Source organism: Pseudomonas fluorescens, from assembly GCF_001623525.1.
Classification (GTDB): Bacteria; Pseudomonadota; Gammaproteobacteria; order Pseudomonadales; family Pseudomonadaceae; genus Aquipseudomonas; species Aquipseudomonas fluorescens_Q.
On the sequence record NZ_CP015225.1, the window covers coordinates 1,644,227 to 1,664,785 of the forward strand.

At 62.5% G+C, this 20,559-nt stretch carries 10 protein-coding genes; 2 read left to right on the forward strand and 8 right to left on the reverse strand.

All coding sequences use genetic code 11. The features are described 5' to 3' along the window. Positions 1 to 30: 30 nt before the first annotated feature. The 5 genes from TK06_RS07105 to nosR are packed head-to-tail and all read right to left on the reverse strand — an operon-like array spanning position 31 to position 7,250. The gene (locus TK06_RS07105; protein WP_046062341.1) at positions 31 to 861 is read right to left on the reverse strand and encodes an ABC transporter permease; all 831 of its coding nucleotides are present in this window, start codon (positions 859 to 861) and stop codon (positions 31 to 33) included. Then, entirely contained in the window at positions 858 to 1,775 is a 918-nt protein-coding gene (locus TK06_RS07110; protein WP_063321461.1) for an ABC transporter ATP-binding protein, read from the reverse strand. Before TK06_RS07110 ends, TK06_RS07105 begins: the two co-directional genes overlap by 4 nt. After that, the gene (locus tag TK06_RS07115) at positions 1,772 to 3,085 is read right to left on the reverse strand and encodes a nitrous oxide reductase family maturation protein NosD (RefSeq protein ID WP_063321462.1); all 1,314 of its coding nucleotides are present in this window, start codon (positions 3,083 to 3,085) and stop codon (positions 1,772 to 1,774) included. The genes TK06_RS07110 and TK06_RS07115 overlap by 4 nt, the downstream gene beginning before the upstream one ends. A 25-nt stretch (positions 3,086 to 3,110) precedes the next feature. Beyond that, positions 3,111 to 5,030: a TAT-dependent nitrous-oxide reductase gene (gene nosZ / locus TK06_RS07120; protein WP_063321463.1), complete on the reverse strand. Its 1,920-nt coding sequence runs from the start codon at positions 5,028 to 5,030 to the stop codon at positions 3,111 to 3,113. A gap of 51 nt (positions 5,031 to 5,081) precedes the next feature. Then, positions 5,082 to 7,250 (reverse strand): transcriptional regulator NosR, encoded by a 2,169-nt coding sequence (gene nosR, locus TK06_RS07125; protein ID WP_238992597.1) that lies wholly within the window; start codon positions 7,248 to 7,250, stop codon positions 5,082 to 5,084. Between the two features lie 982 nt (positions 7,251 to 8,232). Here nosR and TK06_RS07130 point away from each other — a divergent pair. Further along, positions 8,233 to 10,890 carry an excinuclease ABC subunit UvrA gene (locus TK06_RS07130; protein ID WP_063321464.1) on the forward strand — a complete coding sequence of 886 codons (2,658 nt, stop codon included), beginning with the start codon at positions 8,233 to 8,235 and terminating at the stop codon, positions 10,888 to 10,890. A 146-nt stretch (positions 10,891 to 11,036) separates the two neighbouring features. Here TK06_RS07130 and hemN read toward each other — a convergent pair whose 3' ends face one another. The 3 genes from hemN to TK06_RS07145 all read right to left on the reverse strand — a co-directional run bounded on the left by hemN (position 11,037) and on the right by TK06_RS07145 (position 14,334). Then, positions 11,037 to 12,425 carry an oxygen-independent coproporphyrinogen III oxidase gene (hemN, locus tag TK06_RS07135; protein ID WP_063321465.1) on the reverse strand — a complete coding sequence of 463 codons (1,389 nt, stop codon included), beginning with the start codon at positions 12,423 to 12,425 and terminating at the stop codon, positions 11,037 to 11,039. After that, a complete protein-coding gene (locus TK06_RS07140; protein ID WP_063321466.1) occupies positions 12,422 to 13,795 on the reverse strand; it encodes a hypothetical protein in 1,374 nt (457 codons plus the stop codon). Before TK06_RS07140 ends, hemN begins: the two co-directional genes overlap by 4 nt. Before the next feature lie 95 nt (positions 13,796 to 13,890). Further along, entirely contained in the window at positions 13,891 to 14,334 is a 444-nt protein-coding gene (locus TK06_RS07145) for a CopD family copper resistance protein (protein ID WP_063321467.1), read from the reverse strand. Between the two features lie 323 nt (positions 14,335 to 14,657). On the opposite strand from TK06_RS07145, the gene TK06_RS07150 reads away from it, so the two are divergent. Then, a complete protein-coding gene (locus TK06_RS07150) occupies positions 14,658 to 20,270 on the forward strand; it encodes a putative Ig domain-containing protein (RefSeq protein WP_063321468.1) in 5,613 nt (1,870 codons plus the stop codon). Positions 20,271 to 20,559 lie beyond the last annotated feature (289 nt).

Consider the following 20,559-nt stretch of genomic DNA (forward strand, 5'->3'; position numbering starts at 1 on the left):
CGTTGCATGCTCCCTTATCAAGATTGAAATTCACGGGCATCGGCGATTGAACAACCGATAGGCCAGCCACAACGGCACCGCCATCCATAGGCCCAGGCACAGCCAGAGCAAAGGCGCCGACACCGGCAGGTCGCTGCCCAAGGTCAGCACCGCGGCGCCGCTGGACGCCGCATCGAACCCGGACAGGTTGATCAGCCGATACACGTCGGTAGGGTTGAACAGCAGCAGCCATGGCAACAGTTCCGGGCTGAAGCGCCCTTCGCTCAGCACCAGCAATGCCAGCAACGCCAGGTCGAACACCAGCACGAAGAAAAACCAGACCCCCAGCGCCAATCCGGCCGCGGTGGATTTCTCTGCCGACAAGCTGCTCAGCACATAGGCCAACCCGAGGAACACCCAGCCCAGCAGCGTGCTGGACACCATGAAGCGACCGAAGGCCCAGAGCAGCAGGCTCAACTGGACATCGTCCACCCACAGGGCGATAGCCAGCATCGCGCAGCCAAAACCGATGAAGGTGGCCAGGGCCAGGATCAAGCCGTGCCCCACAAACTTGCCCAGCAGCAATTGTCCGCGGCCCAACGGGTAGGTCAGCAACAGCAGCAAGGTGCCGCTCTCGTCCTCGCCGACAATCGCGTCATAGGCCAACAGCAAGGCAATCAGCGGCATCAGGAAGGTCGCCAGGCTGGACAGGCTCGCCACCGTGGCCGGCACCGAGGTGAACCCCAGTTGACCGGACGCCGCCGCGCCGAGCCAGGCGATGCCGATCGCCAGCACCGCGAACAACAGACTGATCGCCAACAACCAGCGATTGCGCAGGCCATCGCTGAATTCCTTGCGGGCCATGTTCCAGACCGGATTCATAGGCGGGTCTCCTCGGCTGCGGCACGGACCATGTAATGACGGTACAAATCCTCCAGCGACGGCGGCTTGATCTCGACATCCGACGGGTCATCCTGGGCCAGCAGCTGGCGCAGCAATTTAAGCTTGCTGCCATCCGGCGCGGACACCTGCACCCCTTCGGCGCCCCAGCCTTGGGTGGCGTGCCCTTCGCTGCGCCAATGCTGGCGAAGCCAATCGGCCCGCGACAGGCCCGAGGCGCGGATCAGCGTCGGCAACCCGGCGTCCTCCCTCAGGCGGGCCAGGCTGCCCAGGGCCAACAGGCGACCCCGGGTGAGAATCGCGGCGCGGTTGATGTGAGCTTCCACGCCAGGCAGGACATGAGAACAGAGAATGATGCTGGTGCCCTGCCAACGCAGGCGGTCGAGCAACTGATAGAGGTCCTGGGTGGCGATGGGGTCCAGGCCCACGGTCGGTTCATCCAGCAATAACAGGCGCGGTTGGCCGAGCAGCGCCTGGGCCAGACCGAGACGCTGGCGCATGCCCTTGGAATACGTCTTCACGCGTCGTGTCGCGGCACCCGCCAGCCCGACCTCTTCCAGCAAACGCTGCACCTGCTCCGGTGCAGCGCCTTTGAGCCGGGCAAAATGGCGCAAGGTTTCCAGCCCGCTCAATTGCGGATAGAACATCACGTTCTCGGGCAGATAACCGAGCATCTGCCGCACGCTCGGGTCACTGGGCGCGCGGCCGAAGACACGCACCTGCCCCTCGCTGGCCCGCAGCAAACCGAGGATCAGCTTCATCGTGGTGGTCTTGCCCGCACCGTTATGCCCGAACAGGCCGAGCACTTCGCCCTGGGCCAGGTTCAAGTCCAGCCCGCGCAGCACGGCGACATCGCCATAGTACTGGCTGACGCCTTCGATCTCGACGACGTTCAAGACGCGTCCTCCTGGGCACTGTTGCGTGGTGGGGGCTGGACAGGCGTTTCCATCAGCGGATGGCTGTCCATCACCCCGGGGGATTTCATCACCGGGAAGGCTCGCTGCACCCAACGCAGCAGTTCGATCCCCGGGCTGTTCATCAACAAGCGCACCTGGGGATACAGCCACAGCAGGCGATCGACGTTGTCGTTGGGTTCATAGGCGACATCGCCCAAGCCATCGCCATTGCGATCCCAACCCAGGTAGTCGCTCCAGTAATTGCCGTGGCCATCCACCGACCATTCCTGCAACCGCGTGGCCACGTATTTGACCTGGCGCTGGTTGTGGACGAAGGCATTGCCGGCGATGCGGTTATCCTCCGAGCCCGCCGTCAGGTGGATACCCACGGCGCTGCGCTCGAAATGGTTGCCTTCGATGCGGTTGAACAATGAGTTGTAGATGAACAGGGCCTTGCCCTCGGCGCCGGTGATCATGGTGTCGCCGGTGGACCCGTCGCGCACGTCGGTGACGAAGTTGTCGCGCAGGGTCGAATAGGTGATGTAGTTCATCAGGATCCCGTAGTTCTGATCCTGTTCAGAGCGATTGCCGATGACCGTCAACTGGCGGCTTTGCATCAAGGCATAACCGGTTCGAGTACGCCGGGTGACGTTATCCAGCAGGCGGTTATCGTTGGCGAACATGTAATGCACGCCGTAGCGCAGGTCCTCCAGGACATTGCCCTGGAGCAGGTTGCCGCTGGAGGTGTCGATGTAGATGCCATCGCGGGTTTCGCGCACCTGGTTACCGATGACCCGGGCGCCGTGTACGGCATACAAATGGATGCCATTGCCACGGTCCTGGGAGCGCAGGCTGGGGTCGCCCTGGATGCGGTTGTCGATCAGGCTGACGTCCCGCGTGCCATCGACCCAGATACCGAAGCCCTGGCCCTGCATCCGGTTGCCACGCACCACCGCTCCTTGGGCAACCGGTTGGATGAACACGGCCGCGTTCATGGCCGTCAGGTCGTGGCCCCAGTCCAGGAACGTACACCCCTGGACCCGCACGTTCGGGGCGCGAATGATCACGCCATTGCCCTCGCCCTGGCCCTGGAATACCGCATCCGGCGCACACGTGAGGGTCATGGGCTGGTCGATGCTGAACGAGCCCCGGTACTGGCCCGCAGGCAGGCGCCATTGCTGGTCGCCCTCGGCCTGCAAAGGCAAATCGGTGATCGGCTGCGGCGCGCCGAGCACGCCGCCCGACAGCAGGCTGAACACCAGGGCAATGACCAGTCGACGAACGTTTGGATGCTGCATATTCCCGGTCATTGCGCCTGTCTCCCTAGTGAATGACTCAGGCCTTTTCAACCAGCATGCGCCCGACCATCTCCATGTGCAGCGCGTGGCAGAACCAGCTGCAGTAGTACCAGTGCAAGCCGGCCTTGTCGGCGGTAAAGGTGATGGATGAGGTCTGTTGCGGACTGATCTCCATGCTGACGCCATGGTTGGTCATGACAAAGCCGTGGGACACGTCCTCGATCTGGTCGATGTTGGTGATGGTCACCGTCACCTCATTGCCTTGTTTGACGGTGAACTCCGTCAGGCCATAGGCCGGCGCCATCGACGTCATGTACACCCGCACCTTGTTGCCGTCGCGGATGACCTTGTTGTCGGTTTCCAGGTTGATGCCGTCCTTCTTCGCCCGGGCCACGGTGTCGGCGAAAAACGGATCGTTGCGGTTCCAGATCTTCTGGGTCTTGATCTGATCGCGCCGCGCGAGAATGCAGTCATGCGGTTCGGCGAACGCCGGGCCGTCGTGCACCAGCTTCATTTCTTCACCGGAAATGTCGATCAGTTGATCGTTCTCCGGGTGTAATGGGCCGGTGGGCAGGAAGCGGTCCTTGGAGAACTTGCACAACACCACCAGCCACTTGCCGTCCGCCTCGCTGGTTTCGGTGAGAGACGCATGGTTGTGGCCAGGCTGGTATTGGACGTCGAGTTTCTGCTTGATGTAATTGATCTTTTCGCCCTTGTAGGCGCGGATGGCCTCGTCCATGTTCCACTTCACCACCTGGCTGTCGATGAACAAGGTGGTGTAGGCATTGCCGCGCCCGTCGAACGTGGTGTGCAATGGCCCGAGCCCCAGTTCCGGCTCGGCGACGATCACTTCGCGTGGGTCCTTGAAGCGGTCGGCGAACAAATCGTCCAGGCGATCGATGGCGATCATCGAGACCGTAGGCGACAGCTTGCCGTTGGCGATGAAGTATTTGCCGTCCGATGAGGTATTGAGCCCGTGGGGGTTCTTCGGCACGGGAATGTAGCGGGTGAATTCGGAGTCCTTGCCATCGATCTTGCGGCCATCGACCACCGGCACCTTGGAGCCGTCCAGGTTGATGAACTTGCCGGCCTTGATCGCCGCCTCGATACGCGGGATGTTGAAGACCACCACCCAGTCGCGCTCGTTGCGCATCATGCCGCCCAGGTCGTAGGCCTTCTCGGAGTTGTAGCAGGTGCTGGCGGCGTATTTGCCGGTGTAGTCAGCATCGGAGTTGTCCAGGTTGCCGTCGACGATCACCTGGAACGCCATTTCCATTTTCTCGGCATCGATGGCGTTGAACATCGTGAAGCTGTTTTTGTCCTGCAGGTCGAAGGTATGGCCGTCGTTGGGGTGCGGGATCACGAACTCAGCGTTGGCGAACACGTACTTGGTGTACGGCACCTTTTGCAGGCGCAGGCCGTGGATGGCTTGCACGTTGGGCACGGTGAGGATCTTGTCGCACTTCATGATGTCCAGGCGAATACGCGCGACCCGGGAGTTGGCCTTGTCGTTGATGAACAGGTATTTGCCGTCGTACTTGCCGTCGGTCATGGAGATGTGCGGGTGGTGGCAGTCGCCGTTCTGGTACTTGGCGCTGTCGCCCAGGATGCGCTTGCTTTCGTTGGTCAGGCCCCAACCGGTGGCAGAGTCGACGTTGAACACCGGGATACGCATCAACTCACGCATCGATGGCACCCCCAATACCCGTACCTCGCCCTGGTGGCCGCCGCTCCAGAAACCGTAGTATTCGTCCAGCTCCCCAGGCCCGACGTGAATCTTGGACTTGGCCTCCTTGGCCGCCGCAGCCCAGGACTCACGGGTGAACGTCCCGGCCCCCAGCGCCGTCGCGCCGGCCAGTACGGCACCGGTTACCGCGCCAGTGCCGAGAAAACTGCGCCGGCTGACACCCTTGGGTTCTTCCACCACGCCCGGGGTTTGGTTTTTTTTATCGCTCATGCTGTGTGCTCCATGAAGAATGAAACGGTCAAGGGACAGGCCATTGGGGCCTCAAGGCGCCGGGTTCACCTGCACCACGGGAATCAGTTGCGGATCGCTCACGGCCGCCTTGCCGCGCTTCTTGCGCTTGTTGATCAGCGGCGGACATTTGTTTTCGTTGTGCCAGGTCATCTGGCAGTCGAGGCAGTAATGGCATTCGTTGGCATTGATCCGGCCATCGGGATGAATCGCCTGGATCTCGCATTCCTTGGCGCACAGCTGACAGGGGTTGCCACACTCCTTGCGGCGCTTGAGCCAATCGAACAGCCGCAACCGGGTCGGCATCGCCAGGGCAGCACCCAGCGGGCAGACGTAGCGGCAATAGACCTTGCGGGTAAACAGGTTGATCACCAGCAGGCCCACTGCGTACGCCACGAACCACCACTGGCGGTCGAACCTGAGGGTGATGGCGGTCTTGAAGGGCTCCACTTCGGCCAGCCGCTCGGCGGTGGCCATCGACTCCAGCGAAACGCCGAACAGCACCAGCAAAATGATGTACTTGATCGCCCAGAGCCGCTCATGCACGGCAAACGGCAACTCGTATTGGGGCACCTTGAGCTTGCGCGCCAGTTCGTTGATCAACTCCTGTAACGCGCCGAACGGACACAGCCAGCCACAGAACACCCCACGCCCCCACAGCAGAATGCTGCCGGCGGTGAACACCCAGAGAATGAAGATCAGCGGATCGGTGAGAAACAGTTCCCAGCGAAAGCCTTCGAACAAGGCGTGGACGAAGGTCAGCACGTTGACCACCGACAACTGCGCCAAGGCGTAGCCGCCCAGAAACACCACGGTGAAGACCAGGTAGCCGCGGCGCAGCCAGTGCAACAGCGTCGGCCGCCGGGCCAGTGAATCCTGGAAAAACAGGATCGCCGTCAGCACCAGCAGGGCTACGCCAAGCACGGTGATTTCGACACTTTTCTGATACCAGAGCGTCAGCCACATCGGCCGGCTCGCTTCTTCGGCGGCCGCCAGTTGCTCGGCGGTCGGCAATGGCCGCTCCAGGTAGGGCTCCGGCAACTGATAGGCCAGCTCGAAGCTGCTGAAAATACCGCTGACCGGCCCGGTCTGGCGGCGGATCAGCAGCTCCAGGCTCCAAGGCGAACCGGGGTCGAAACGGTGGGACGCGCGAACGATGAACACCGCCATTTCGTCGAACTCAGGCATGTCCTCGGCGGCCACGTCATCCAGGCGCTGGAAGTCCATGTCGCGGAAGCTGATGACGTCGCCGAACTGACGCACCAGCACCCGGTCGAAAATGCCGCCGCGCACATAACCCGAGCCCTTGAAGGAATAGCGCCCGCTGCCCATCACGGCAATGGCTTGTTCGCCGGGTTTGAGCTCGCTCATCAGCGTGCGATATTGCCCATCGCCCAACAGATTGCGGCCAATGGTGGGCGGGTTGAGGTGGGTGACGTACAGGTCGATGAACGTGTCGTCGGCCTGGGCGGCGCTGGCAACTTCGACCTGTTCGGCGTCGGTGCCTTTGAAGGTGGCGTCTACTTGACCGCGAGTCAGGTGCAGGCGCCGTACAGCGCCGTTGCCGGTCAGGGTCTTCCAGTCGGCGGGCTCGTAGATGTCCTCGCGCACACGAGCCGGCGCCACGGCCAACCCCGCATCGCCCTTGACCAGGCCCAGGGACACCGCGACATCGTGGGCGGCACGCATGATGACTTCGTTGACCACCATCGCCGTCACGGTAGCCCCGGCGATGGCATCCACGGTCACGGCATTCGGGTCGCTGGAATGCCCCACCACCACCCGCTGGTTGACCTTGATGCCGCTGTAGCGCGCGCTGAACGCGTGGAGTTTTTCTTCGGCGATGCCGATCAGCAGAATCGGCTCATGGTGTTCGAGCACATAGGCATCGAGGATCACCCCCGCAGGATCGAGAATGACCTGGACGTTGATCGGCTTGCCGGAATAGGCGGGAATGTCCACCACGTCCAGGCTCTGGAACACATAGCCCAAGACCTTGCCGGCAGCGGACAGCGTGCGCACCTTGAACCGCCCTTCGGGCTCGGAGATCGCGTCGGTCTGGCCCAGGACATGGTGGATGCGCTGTTGCGGGGTATCGCCGTAGTCCTTGGCCTGGGCCAGGCCCGTGAACAACAGCAGGAAAACGAACAGTCCACGGAGCCAGAGGCGGGATAGGTGCAGCATCACAAAGGGAGGGGTCATGGACGCCAGGGCTTAAAGACAGGATCTTGGCGATCATGGTAGGGGCCGGCCCCATCTTCGGCCCTTGATTGAAATCAACTTGGGAAAAACTTAAGCCCTACTCAGTCTGTAGAAACGGAACGCGGAGCGTCCCTGGCGGCATTCCCACGCGGAGCGTGAGGAACGATCTTCCACCGCCGCCGCGACCCGATCGTTCCCACGCTCTGCGTGGTAATGCATCCCGTGACGCTCTGCGTCACCTCCCAGAAGCGGAACGCGGAGCGTCCCTGGCGGCGTTCCCACGTGGAGCGTGAGGAACGATCTTCCACCGCCGCCGCGACCCGATCGTTCCCACGCTCTGCGTGTTAATGCATCCCGTGACGCTCTGCGTCACCCTCCAGAAGCGGAACGCGGAGCGTCCCTGGCGGCATTCCCACGCGGAGCGTGAGGAACGATCTTCCACCGCCGCCGCGACCCGATCGTTCCCACGCTCTGCGTGGTAATGCATCCCGTGACGCTCTGCGTCACCTTGCAGAAGCGGAACGCGGAGCGTCCCTGGCGGCGTTCCCACGTGGAGCGTGAGGAACGATCTTCCACCGCCGCCGCGACCCGATCGTTCCCACGCTCTGCGTGGTAATGCATCCCGTGACGCTCTGCGTCACCTCCCAGAAGCGGAACGCGGAGCGTCCCTGGATGCATTCCCACGCGGAGCGTGAGGAACGATCTTCAACGGCCTCCGCGACCCGATCGTTCCCACGCTTTGCGTGGTAATGCATCCCGTGACGCTCTGCGTCACATTCCAGAAGCGGAACGCGGAGCGTCCCTGGCGGCGTTCCCACGCGGAGCGTGAGGAACGATCTTCAGAGCCTTGCGCCCGGAATGAATTTTTATCGCACGCGAACGGTTGAACCCGGTCGCATAATTGTCAGCGCTGTGATCCAGTTCACTCTGCCAGCGCCATAACACCCTGAAACGTTGCGCCAACGTCCACAAGGAATGCCCGATGCCCCCACGCCACGCCCCCGCTTCAACCGCAGACTTGCCGCAAGGCACCGGTTTCGTCCGGGTGCGTGGCGCCCGCGAACACAACCTCAAGAACGTCGACGTGGATATCCCCCGCGATGCCCTGGTGGTGTTCACTGGTGTGTCGGGGTCCGGCAAGTCATCGCTGGCCTTCTCCACGCTCTACGCCGAAGCACAGCGTCGTTATTTCGAGTCCGTCGCACCCTACGCACGGCGCCTGATCGACCAGGTCGGCGTGCCGGACGTGGACAGCATCGAGGGCCTGCCGCCGGCAGTCGCCTTGCAGCAACAGCGCGGCACCCCCAGCGCACGCTCATCGATGGGCAGCGTCACCACTCTGTCGAGTCTGATTCGCATGCTTTACTCCCGCGCCGGCAGCTACCCGGCCGACCAACCGATGCTCTATGCCGAAGACTTCTCGCCCAACACGCCACAAGGTGCCTGCCAGGAATGCCATGGCCTGGGCCGGGTCTATGAGGTGACCGAAGCCTCCATGGTGCCGGACCCGTCGCTGACCATCCGCGAGCGCGCCGTGGCCGCCTGGCCCATGGCTTGGCAGGGGCAGAACCTGCGGGACATCCTGGTGACCCTGGGCTATGACGTCGACATCCCCTGGCGCGACCTGCCGAAGCAGCAGCGGGACTGGATTCTCTTCACCGAACAAACCCCTACCGTCCCCGTATACGCCGGGCTCACCCCGGCCCAGACCCGCGCTGCTCTCAAACGCAAGCTCGAACCGAGCTACCAGGGCACGTTCAGTGGCGCCCGACGCTACTTGCTGCACACCTTCATGCACTCCCAAAGCGCGCAGATGCGCAAACGCGTGGCGCAATACATGCGCGCCAGCCCCTGCCCCGTGTGCGAAGGCAAGCGGCTCAAACGCCAGGCGTTGACGGTGACCTTTGCCGGCCTGGACATCGCCGAGCTGTCGCACCTGCCGTTGCTTGAGTTGGCCGAAGTGCTCAAGCGCGTCCTGGCACCCGACTACCTGGAACAGGCCGAAGAAACGGGCGACGTCCTCAGCCACCAGCAAACCCGAAAAGCCCGCGAGCAACGCGCCGCCAGGGGCGACAACCCGCACGCGGGTGGGCCCGACGCGCGCCACACACCCAATCTCTCCCTGGAGAAACGCCTGGCCGCCCAACGCATCGCCGCCGAGCTGCTGGAGCGGATCGTCACCCTGATCGACCTGGGCCTGGGCTACCTCGCCCTGGAACGCAGCACGCCGACGCTTTCGTCCGGCGAACTGCAACGCCTGCGCCTGGCGACCCAGCTCAATTCCCAGTTGTTCGGGGTGATCTACGTGCTGGACGAACCCTCCGCCGGCCTGCATCCGGCCGACAGCGAGGCGCTGTTTGGCGCCCTGCAACGCCTCAAGGCAGCGGGCAACTCGGTGTTTGTGGTCGAACATGACCTCGATACCATGCGCCGGGCCGACTGGCTCATCGACGTCGGCCCGGACGCCGGCGAACAAGGCGGGAAAGTCCTCTACAGCGGTCCGCCGTCAGGCCTCGGCCAAGTGCCGGAATCACGCACCCGCGCCTACCTCTTTGGCGAGGAACACGTTATGGCACGCAGCCCTCGGACACCCAGGGATTGGCTGCGCCTGGAAGGCATCACCCGCAACAACCTCGACAACTTGAGCGCGGCCTTTCCCTTGGGTTGCTTCACCGCCGTGACCGGCATCTCCGGCTCAGGCAAATCCAGCCTCGTCAGCCAGGCCCTGTTGGATCTGGTCGGCGCCCACCTGGGCCAGGCCAGCCCCAACGCCGAACCCGATGAACAAAGCCTGGAAGACGAACCCGTGCAAACCAGCGGCGGGCGCGTTAGCGCTGGGCTTGAAGCGGTCAGGCGGCTGGTGCAGGTGGACCAGAAACCCATCGGCCGCACCCCGCGCTCCAACCTCGCCACCTACACCGGGCTGTTCGATCACGTGCGCAAACTGTTTGCCGCGACAGCGCAGGCGCAAGAACTGGGATTCGATGCCGGACGGTTTTCCTTCAACGTCGCCAAGGGCCGTTGCGAGACCTGCGAAGGTGAAGGCTTTGTCAGCGTGGAATTGTTGTTCATGCCCAGCGTCTACGCGCCCTGCCCCACCTGCCACGGGGCGCGGTACAACCCGCAGACCCTGGAAGTGAACTGGCAGGGCTTGAACATTTCCCAAGTGCTGCAACTGACCGTGAACCAGGCACTCGAGGTGTTTGCCGAGCAAGCGGCGGCCAGGCGCTCATTGCAGGTGCTGCAGGATATCGGGTTGGGCTACCTGCGCCTGGGCCAACCGGCCACGGAACTGTCCGGCGGCGAAGCCCAGCGGATCAAGCTGGCGACAGAACTGCAGCGCAAGGCCCGGGGGGCGACGTTGTATGTGTTGGATGAGCCCACCAACGGGCTGCACCCCCAAGACGTCGACCGCTTGCTGGTACAGTTGAATCGCCTGGTGGAGGACGGTCACACGGTGGTTGTGGTGGAACATGACATGCGCGTCGTGGCACAGAGTGACTGGGTCATCGACATCGGCCCGGGCGCAGGTTCCCAAGGTGGGAACGTCGTGGCCTGCGGGGCTCCGGAGGAAGTCGCGGCCTGCCGGGAAAGCCGGACGGCGGAGTTTCTGAAAAGGGCTTTGCAGCCCGGAAGATAACTCCCGTGGCGAGGGAGCTTGCTCCCGCTGGGGTGCGAAGCACCCCCAATGAAGCTGACTACATCAACCTGATACACCTCAGTGACTGGCCTTGGGGCTGCTTCGCAGCCCAGCGGGAGCAAGCTCCCTCGCCACAAGAGCGGTTTTCAGACCGTACGCGAATACTGAACCGTCTGGTCCGCCCCCAGGTACGCGTCGAAAGCCATGGCCACGTTGCGCATCATCAATTGCCCTTGGGGCAACAACACCAGCTCGTCGTCGCGAAGGTCCAGCAATCCGTCGCGCACCAGCTCCTGGAGTCGGTCCAGGGCATCGGCGAAGTACTCGGTAAATCGAATGCCGTGGGCGCGCTCGATCTGGCCGAAATCGATGCGTGCGTGACACATCAGTTCGCTGATGACCTCACGCCGCAGGCGATCGTCGTCGCTCAGCCGATAACCACGCTGCACCGCCAACAAGCCTTGATCCAACCGGGCGTAATACTGGGAAAGCTCCTTGACGTTCTGGTTGTAACTGTCGCCCACCTTGCCGATCGAGGACACCCCCAGGCCAATCAGGTCGCAGTCGGCGTGGGTGGAGTAACCCTGGAAATTGCGCTGCAGGCTGCCCTGGGCGCGGGCGCGTACCAGTTCGTCATCCGGCAAGGCAAAGTGGTCCATGCCGATATAGACGTAGCCGGCTTCAGTCAGGCGATTGATGGTCAGCTCGAGCAACTCCAGCTTGCGCTCTGGCGGCGGCATGTCTTCTGGCCGGATCATCCGTTGCGCCCGCACCCGTTGCGGCAGGTGGGCATAGCTGTAGGCCGCGATCCGGTCCGGACGCAGGGCGATGATCTTGCTCAAGGTGACATCGAAACTGGCGATGGTCTGCAAAGGCAGGCCATAGATCAGATCGACGCTGACCGACTTGAAGCGCGCCAGGCGCGCGGCCTCCACCAGCTCGACGACCTGGGCTTCGCTTTGCACTCGATTGACGGCGATCTGCACCTGGGCATCGAAATCCTGGACGCCAAAGCTCAGGCGGTTGAACCCCAGCTGGCGCAGGCCTTGGATCTGTTGCGCATCGATGGTCCGCGGATCGACCTCGATGGAAAACTCGTGGGCGTCGCTGTCGTCCATGTCGAACGACTGGTGCAGGCAGTCCATCAGGTCGGCCAGTTGCTCATGGGTCAGGTAAGTCGGCGTGCCCCCGCCCAGATGCAGTTGGGTCAGTTTGCGCGAGCGGTCGAACAAGCCCGCCTGCAGGGCAATTTCGCGCTTGAGGTAGGTCAGGTATTCGACGGCACGATGGCTTTTGCGCGTGATGATCTTGTTGCACGCGCAGTAATAGCAGAGGCTCTGGCAGAACGGGATATGGATGTACACCGATAACGACTTGGGCTGCGGCGCCTGGTTGCTGCGCTGGGCAGCCTGCTGGTATTCGTCCATGGCAAAGGCCTGGTGGAACTGCGGCGCCGTCGGATAAGAGGTGTAGCGCGGCCCCGGGCGGTCGTATTTCTCCACCAGGGCACGATTGAAACCGGATACAGCATTCATGATGGGTTCAACTTTTCAAAAGGGTGTGGGCCTGCGTCATCCATTCCTGGGTCGAACAGATTGCAGATCGCATCGACGTTCAAGCGCCCGGCGGGCAGGATGCCGATAAACCGGCTCGACAGTTCGATCAATCCCTGGTCATGCAACACTTCCAGCGACGGCCAGACAGACGCGAAATGTTCGCGAAACACCAGGCCGAAGCGTGCCTCGATGGCCAGGATATCCAGCTCCAGATCACAGGACAGCTGCTCGGTCACGCTCGCCTTGACCTGATCCTGCGCTTCACAGCGCCAGCCGCGACACACCGGCAACTGCCCGGCATCCAGCTGTTGGCAATATTGATGCAGGTCGTCGGTGTTCTGTACGTACAGGTGCTCGATCTGAGTAATGGCCGACAGACCAAAGCCCACGTGATCACAGCAACCGTGACGGGTAAAACCCTGGCAATTGCGATGCAGGCGTCCGTGTTCCTGGGCCACCGCCAGGTCATCGTCGGCCCTGACGAACTGGCCCAGGCCGATGTAGTGATAACCGGCGCCAATCAGTTGCTCGCAGCAGATCCGCCGCATGGCGTCCTTGTCGGCCGGGCTGCAAAAGGCACCGGCCACCCCGGCGTTCTTCGAGCGGTAACGATAAGGCGCGCGGGCATAGTCGAAAACGTGCAACCGGTCCGGTTCCAGTTCGATCAACGTCGCCAGTTTCAGGGCGAAACTGCTGGGCGTCTGCCAAGCGTGACCGTAGCCCAGGTCAATGTTGATGGAGCGAAAACCAAACGTGCGCGCCGCATCGATCAACGAATGGATCGGAGCCGGATTCTGGTAGCAATCGACCGACAGGTCGCTGTCGACGCCAATGTCGGGGACGCCGATGCTGACATGAGTGAAACCCTGGTCACGGATCAGGCCCATGGTCGACCAATCCGTGTGGTGCAGGTCCACCTCGATACTGTGGTCGCCACCGTCGTATTCACTGAAGTCGAAGCGCTTGCGCAGGTCACTCATCAACTTCTGCAGATGAGCGATCACCGGTGTGCCACCGGTCAGGCAAAACTGCTCGACGCGCCGCCCTGCGCCCAAGTGGCAACCGACCAACCCCATCTCATACGTCAGACGTTGCAGATAACCCTCGATCTCGCCGCACCGGCAGTCACTGGCCAGGGGCGAACACGACGCCAGCCGCAAGCGCGAAGGCAGATGCACCGCCAGGGACAAGGGCCGTCGTTTCTGACGGCTGCTGCGCAACCCTCGAAGCAGGTCGAGCGAACCGATGCCTGTGTGGAATCTACGTGTACCGACCGGACAATCGAAATCAGCCACCACAGGCGCGCGGCCCGAAGGTCGCTCACCGAGGGTATGGAACGGGTCGAACATGACAATCTCCGAGTGGCAGTGCGGGAGCAGTTTGCGGGGTAACCCGCCGGGGCACCTTGACCTGTATCAAGCGCCTTGGAACCACGCGCCAGCGCTTACCAGGTGACGTAGAACATGGCCTTGGCCAGCAGCACGATCGCGACCATGTGCAAGAAAACGCTGGCATGGATGACGTGCACGTAGCGGGCGTTCATGCGCCCACTCCTGAACAGCCACATGGCCCAGAGGAAATGGCCCAGCACACTGCCCGCCAACAGGATCTTGAGCCCCAGCAGCAAACCGAAGGATGACTGCAACGGCGACGAGAGCACCGGCCAATAGCGCAGCCAGACCATGCCAATCCCCGCGCCGAACAGCACCAGCAGCACCCACGGCATCAACTGCCGGGCGCGTTGGCTGATGCCTTGCTCCAGCAGCACCATGACCTTGATGGGCAGTTGTTTGCGGATGCTCTCCAGGAACAGGACTTCGAAGAAAACCGTGCCGATGAAAACCAGCGCGGCAAACAGGTGCAAGGTCAGAAACAGCGGATAAATCATGGGGTCCTCGGTCGCCCTCTTCAGCGGGGCGATGGTTTATTCGAGGTTATCCCGCAGCCTTGGAAACGGGGTTGATGCCAATCAAGGAAACCGCATGTCCGCCACACCAACGGCCCCACAGTAGGCGGCGCCGGGCTTTAGAAAGCGTCAACGAAACGTTACTCCCGCCCATTCCGGCACAACCGCTGATCAGTTAGTCCGGCTTTTTGACACTTTCCCCGATATGCGGTCACAACTTTTGCGCTCCGCTGGGTCATAACACGAAGGTCGTCGATGGAATGTTGACGTCTACCTAGGTTTAAGCCTGATACGGAGATAAGCTCATGATTTTCAACGTACAAAATTTTGGCGCCAAAGGAGATGGCATCACCGACGACACGGCAGCCATCCAAAGTGCGATTGATGCGGCGGCCGCGGCCGGCGGTGGGCAGGTGTACATGCCGACCGGCACCTACATCGTTTCGGGGGGTGAGGAACCTTCCGATGGCTGCCTGATGCTCAAGAGCAACGTCTACCTGTACGGCGACGGCATGGGCGAGACCACGGTCAAGCTGGTCGACGGCTCCGACACCAAGATCACCGGTATCATCCGCTCGGCCTACGGCGAGGAAACCCACGACTTCGGCGTCAGCAACCTCACCATCGACGGCAACCGCGACAGCACCACCGGCAAGGTCGACGGCTGGTTCAACGGCTACATTCCAGGCGAAGAAGGCTACGACTCCAACGTCACCCTCGACAGCGTCGAGATCAAGGATTGCTCCGGGTACGGTTTCGACCCCCACGAGCAAACCGTCAACATGGTCATCAAGAACAGCGTGTCCCACGGCAACGGCCTGGACGGCTTCGTCGCCGACTTCCTCAGCGACAGCACCTTCGAAAACAACGTCGCCTACGACAACGACCGCCACGGTTTCAACGTCGTCACCAGCACCCACGATTTCACCATGACCAATAACGTCGCCTACGACAACGGCGGCAATGGCATCGTGGTCCAGCGCGGCAGCGAGGACATCCCCTCGCCCAACAACATCACCATCACCGGCGGCGAGGTGTATGGCAATGGCGCCGAAGGGGTGCTGATCAAGCTCTCCAGCGAAGTGACCGTCACCGGCGTCGACATTCACGATAACAGCAGCGCCGGGATCCGCATCTACGGCAGCAACCACGTCGAAATCATCGACAACACCCTCAACAACAATTCCCTGGGCGGCGCCGTACCGGAAATCATCATCCAGTCCTACGACGACACCCTGGGCGTGTCCGGCAAGTACTTCAACGGCAGTGATAACCTCATCCAGGGCAACATCATCAGCGGCAGCGACCTGTCGACCTACGGTGTTGCAGAGCGCAATGAAGACGGCACCGACCGCAACGCCATCATCGCCAACACCATCAGCCACACCAGCAAGGGCGCCACGCTGGTCTATGGCGACGGCAGCTACGTCAGCGCCACGGTGCCGATGACCACCGTGCAAGGTACCGCGGGCAACGACACACTGCTCGGCAGCGCCGCCAGCGAGATTTTCTATGGCGGCGCCGGCAACGATACGATCAATGGCGCGGCCGGTGGCGACATCCTGGTCGGTGGCGCCGGCATCGACAAACTCACCGGCGGCACCGGCGCCGATACGTTCCGGTTCGTCGCCCAGTCGGACAGTTACCGCAACGCCACCTCCAGTTTCGATGACACCATCACCGACTTCGACGTCACCCAGGACAAGATCGACCTTGCCGGCCTTGGCTTCACGGGCCTGGGCAATGGCCGTGGCGGCACCCTGCAGGTCAGCTACAGCGCCAGCAGCGACCGCACCTACATCAAGGACTACGACGCCGATGCCAGCGGCAATCGCTTCGAGCTGATCCTCTCGGGGAACCTGGCCAGCACCCTGACGGCGAGCAATTTCATTTTCAATCGTGTGATCACGGGCACCAGTGGCAGCGACTCACTGCTGGGGAGCGATGCGGCCGACACCTTGCTCGGCCTGGCGGGCAATGACAGCCTCAGTGGCGGCGCCGGCGACGACAAGCTCGACGGCGGTGCTGGCATGGACACCCTCACCGGTGGCGCCGGGGCGGACACCTTCGTGTTCTCCAACCGCCTGGACAGCTACCGCAACTACAACACTGGTGGCGCCAACCTCGGCGACCTGATCACCGACTTCAACGTCAGCGCCGACAAGATCGACCTCTCGGCCATGGGTTTCACTGGCCTGGGGGACGGCAAGAACAACACCGTGTACCTGGTGCTCAACAGTGCCGGCACCAAGACCTACATCAAGTCCCTGGAAGCCGATGCCAATGGCAACCGCTTCGAAGTGGCGCTGGATGGCAATTACCTCAACACCTTGACCAGCGCCAACTTCGTCTTTGCCACCACCTCGCCGACCAACCAGGCGCCGGTACTGGCGACGCCGCTGCTGGACCAGAACGCGACCGAAAACACCCCGTTCAGTTACGTGGTGCCGGCCACCAGCTTTACCGATCCGGACAACGACAGCCTGAGTTACACCGCCAAACTCGCCAATGGCAGCGCCCTGCCCAGCTGGCTGGTCTTCGATGCCGCCACCCGCACTTTCAGTGGCACGCCACCGGACACCGCGTCGGGCACCTACGCCATCCAGGTCACAGCAAGCGACGGCAGCAACGCCACCGTCAGCGACAGCTTTACCCTCGCCGTGCAGGACGTCCCCACCACCACTGTGATCAATGGCACGCCGAACAACGACACGCTGACCGGCACCGCGGCCAATGAGCAATTGTTCGGTGGCGCGGGCAACGACACCCTCAATGGCGGCGCCGGCAACGACATCCTGGTCGGCGGCACCGGGGTGGACAAACTCACCGGTGGCACGGGGGCCGATGTGTTCCGCTACACCTCGAAACTCGACAGCTACCGCACCAGCTCCACCAGCGCCAGTGACCAGATTCTCGACTTCGAGCTGACTGCGGACAAGATCGATGTCTCGGCGCTTGGCTATATCGGCCTGGGCAACGGGCTCAACGGCACCCTGCAGGTCACTTACAGTTCGTCGACCAACCGCACCTACCTCAAGGACCTCACGGTCGACGCCAATGGCAACCGGTTCGAGATCTCGATGGCGGGCAACTTCGTCAGCAGCCTGACGGCCAGTCACTTCGTCTTCGCCGACCAGACCAACCCCACCAACGTGGCCCCGGTCGTGGCCACCCCACTCCTGGACCAGAACGCCAGTGAAAGCACGCCTTTCAAATACACGGTGGCGAGCAACAGCTTCACCGACGCCAACCAGGATGTGCTGACCTATACCGCGACCCTCACCAATGGCACCGCCCTACCCACGTGGCTGAGCTTCAATGCCACCAGCCTGACCTTCAGCGGCACGCCAACCAGCACCGCTGCAGGCAACTACGACATACTGGTCAAGGCCACCGACCCCTCGGGCGCCTCGGTCAGCGACAACTTCAGCCTGGTGGTGGCCGATGCGCCCGCCAACACCATTACCGGCACCAACAACGCCGAAACCCTCAACGGCACGACGGGTGCGGACCTGATCCTCGGCCTCGGCGGCAACGATACGATCAAGGCCGGCACCGGCGCGGATATCGTCGACGGCGGTGCCGGACGCGACTCGTTGTACGGTGGCGATGGCGCCGACACGTTCCGCTACAGCAACCTCTCCGACAGCTACCGCGACTACGACACCGGGGGCGTCACGGCCACCGATACGATTTATGACTTTACCGTTGGGGTCGACAAAATCGACGTTTCGGGGCTGGGCTTTCTCGGCCTCGGCGATGGCAGCAACGGCACGCTGTACATGACCCTGAACACGGCGGGCGACAAGACCTACATCAAGTCCGCCGAAGCCGACGCCGATGGCAATCGCTTCGAGATCGCCCTCAATGGCAACTACCTCAACACCCTCACCGCCAACGACTTCGTCTTCGGCGAGCGCGCCCAGCAGGACATTCTCTACCTGCCCACCCTCGGCCAATCCAATGCGCGCCTGCTGCGCATGACCGAGGACGATGACCAATCCGGCACCTCGATGCTGGTCAATGACTTGAACCGCTACACCACCTACGACGTGCGCAGCCAGTTCACCGATGCCGATGGCAACGGTATCGACATCGCGGTCGGCGGCAGCACGGTCAACGGCCTGTCCACACTCAGCCCCGAGGAACTCCAGCTGTGCTGGTGGCTGACAGACACCAACCAACCCGGGCCGGCACTGTTGCGGGCGGTGACGTTGCTGCGCGACCAGCGCACCGAACTGCAGTCGATCGACAACGTCACCATGGGCATCATCTGGGGCCAGGGCGAGGAAGCCGCCCAGGAAATCGCCCGCGCCACGGACAAGGCCGCGGCAGCAGCGGCCTATAAGGCCGCGACCCTGAAGGTGTTCGACTATTTGCATGCCCAATTTGGCAACTTCAGCGTCTACCTGATGGAAACCGGTCACTACGAAGAGGATGCAGCCCGGGCCAGGGGTTATTCGGAAGAGAAAATCGCGTCCATCGTCGAGGGCGTCGGTTATGTCCGCGCCGCCCAGGAGGCCATGGCCGCCGAGCGCGCCGACGTCAAGCTGGCCGTGGACTACACCGACCTGCCCTTGCGCTACGAAGTCGACCCGCTGGTGTATCCCGATGACGTCTGGCACCTGCACGAAGAATCGGCGGAGATCGTCGGCCAGCGCCTGGCGGATTACATTGCCGATGACCTGGGCTTCCAGGGCAACCCCAACGACAACAACAGCGTGCAGGACATTTTCGACAACGCCCAGAACCAGGGCGGGATGATCTCCGGCACCGACCAGGATGACACCCTGGTGGGCAGTTCGGGCAACGATACGATCGATGGCGACCTGGGCGCCGACACCATGACCGGCGGCGATGGCAACGACATCTACGTGGTCGACAACGCGTTAGACAGTGTGCTGGAAACCAACACCTCGACGGCGCAGATCGATACGGTGCAGGCCTCGGTCAGTTGGACGCTGGGGGCCAATCTCGAGAACCTGGTGCTCACCGGTGTGTCGGACATCGACGGCACCGGCAATGAACGGCGCAACTTCATCACCGGCAATGCCGCCAACAACGTGCTCGACGGCGCCGCCGGGAACGACAGCATGAGCGGTGGTGACGGCAACGACAGTTACGTTGTCGACAATGCCGACGACAGCGTGATCGAGACCAACAGCAATACCGTGACCGGCGGGATCGACAGCGTGCACAGCAGCCTCGCGGCCTATACCTTGGGCAACAACGTCGAGAACCTGTATGTCGATAGCGCCGGCGCCGCCAATGGCACCGGCAATGCGCTGGACAATACGCTGTTCGCCGGCGCCGGCAACAATGTGCTGGATGGACGCGATGGCATTGACACGGCCAGCTTCGAGCGCGCCCTGTCTGGCGTGACCGTCAACCTCTCGACGTCGGCGCAACAGAACACCGTGGGGTCCGGGCTCGACACCTTGAAGTTCATCGAGAACCTGAAAGGAAGCGCCTACGCCGACACACTGTCGGGGAACAGCGCGGCAAACGTCCTCGATGGAGGGGCCGGCAACGATACGCTGGTGGGTGGTTCGGGCGATGACCGGTTGATTGGCGGCGCAGGCACCGACAACCTCACTGGTGGCACTGGTGCGGACACCTACGCATTTGGTGCGCTGTCAGACATGGGCGTCGGGGCCTTGCGCGATATGATCAGCGGTTTCAAGAGTACGGAGTTCGACAAGTTGGACCTCACCGGCCTGGACGCCAACCCGCTGACCGCCACGGTCGATGCCTTCACGTTCATCGGCAGCAACGCCTTCGACGCCACCAACGCCACCGGCCAGCTGCGCTTCGTCGATGGCATCCTCTCCGGCAGCACCAACGCCGACGCCACCCCCGAGTTCGAATTCGAACTGGTGGGCGTCAAGGAGCTACACGCCAGCGACTTCACCGCCTGATTGCCCCTGAGCAGGCTTACCCGCAATAGCTACGGCACATTCAGCATGGATGCTGACTGCCCCACCGCTATCGCGAGCAAGCTCCCCCACAGGACGGCGTGTTGTGCCAGAAAAGTTGAAGCTCATGGGCGGCTTTTGTGGCGAGGGAGCTTGCTCCCGCTCGGCTGCGCAGCAGTCGTGAACCGGTGGACTCGGTCTGCCTGATACCACTCGTTGCCTGGGTTTGGGGCCGCTTCGCAGCCCAGCGGGAGCAAGCTCCCTCGCCACAGGGATAAGTTGCGAACTTGAA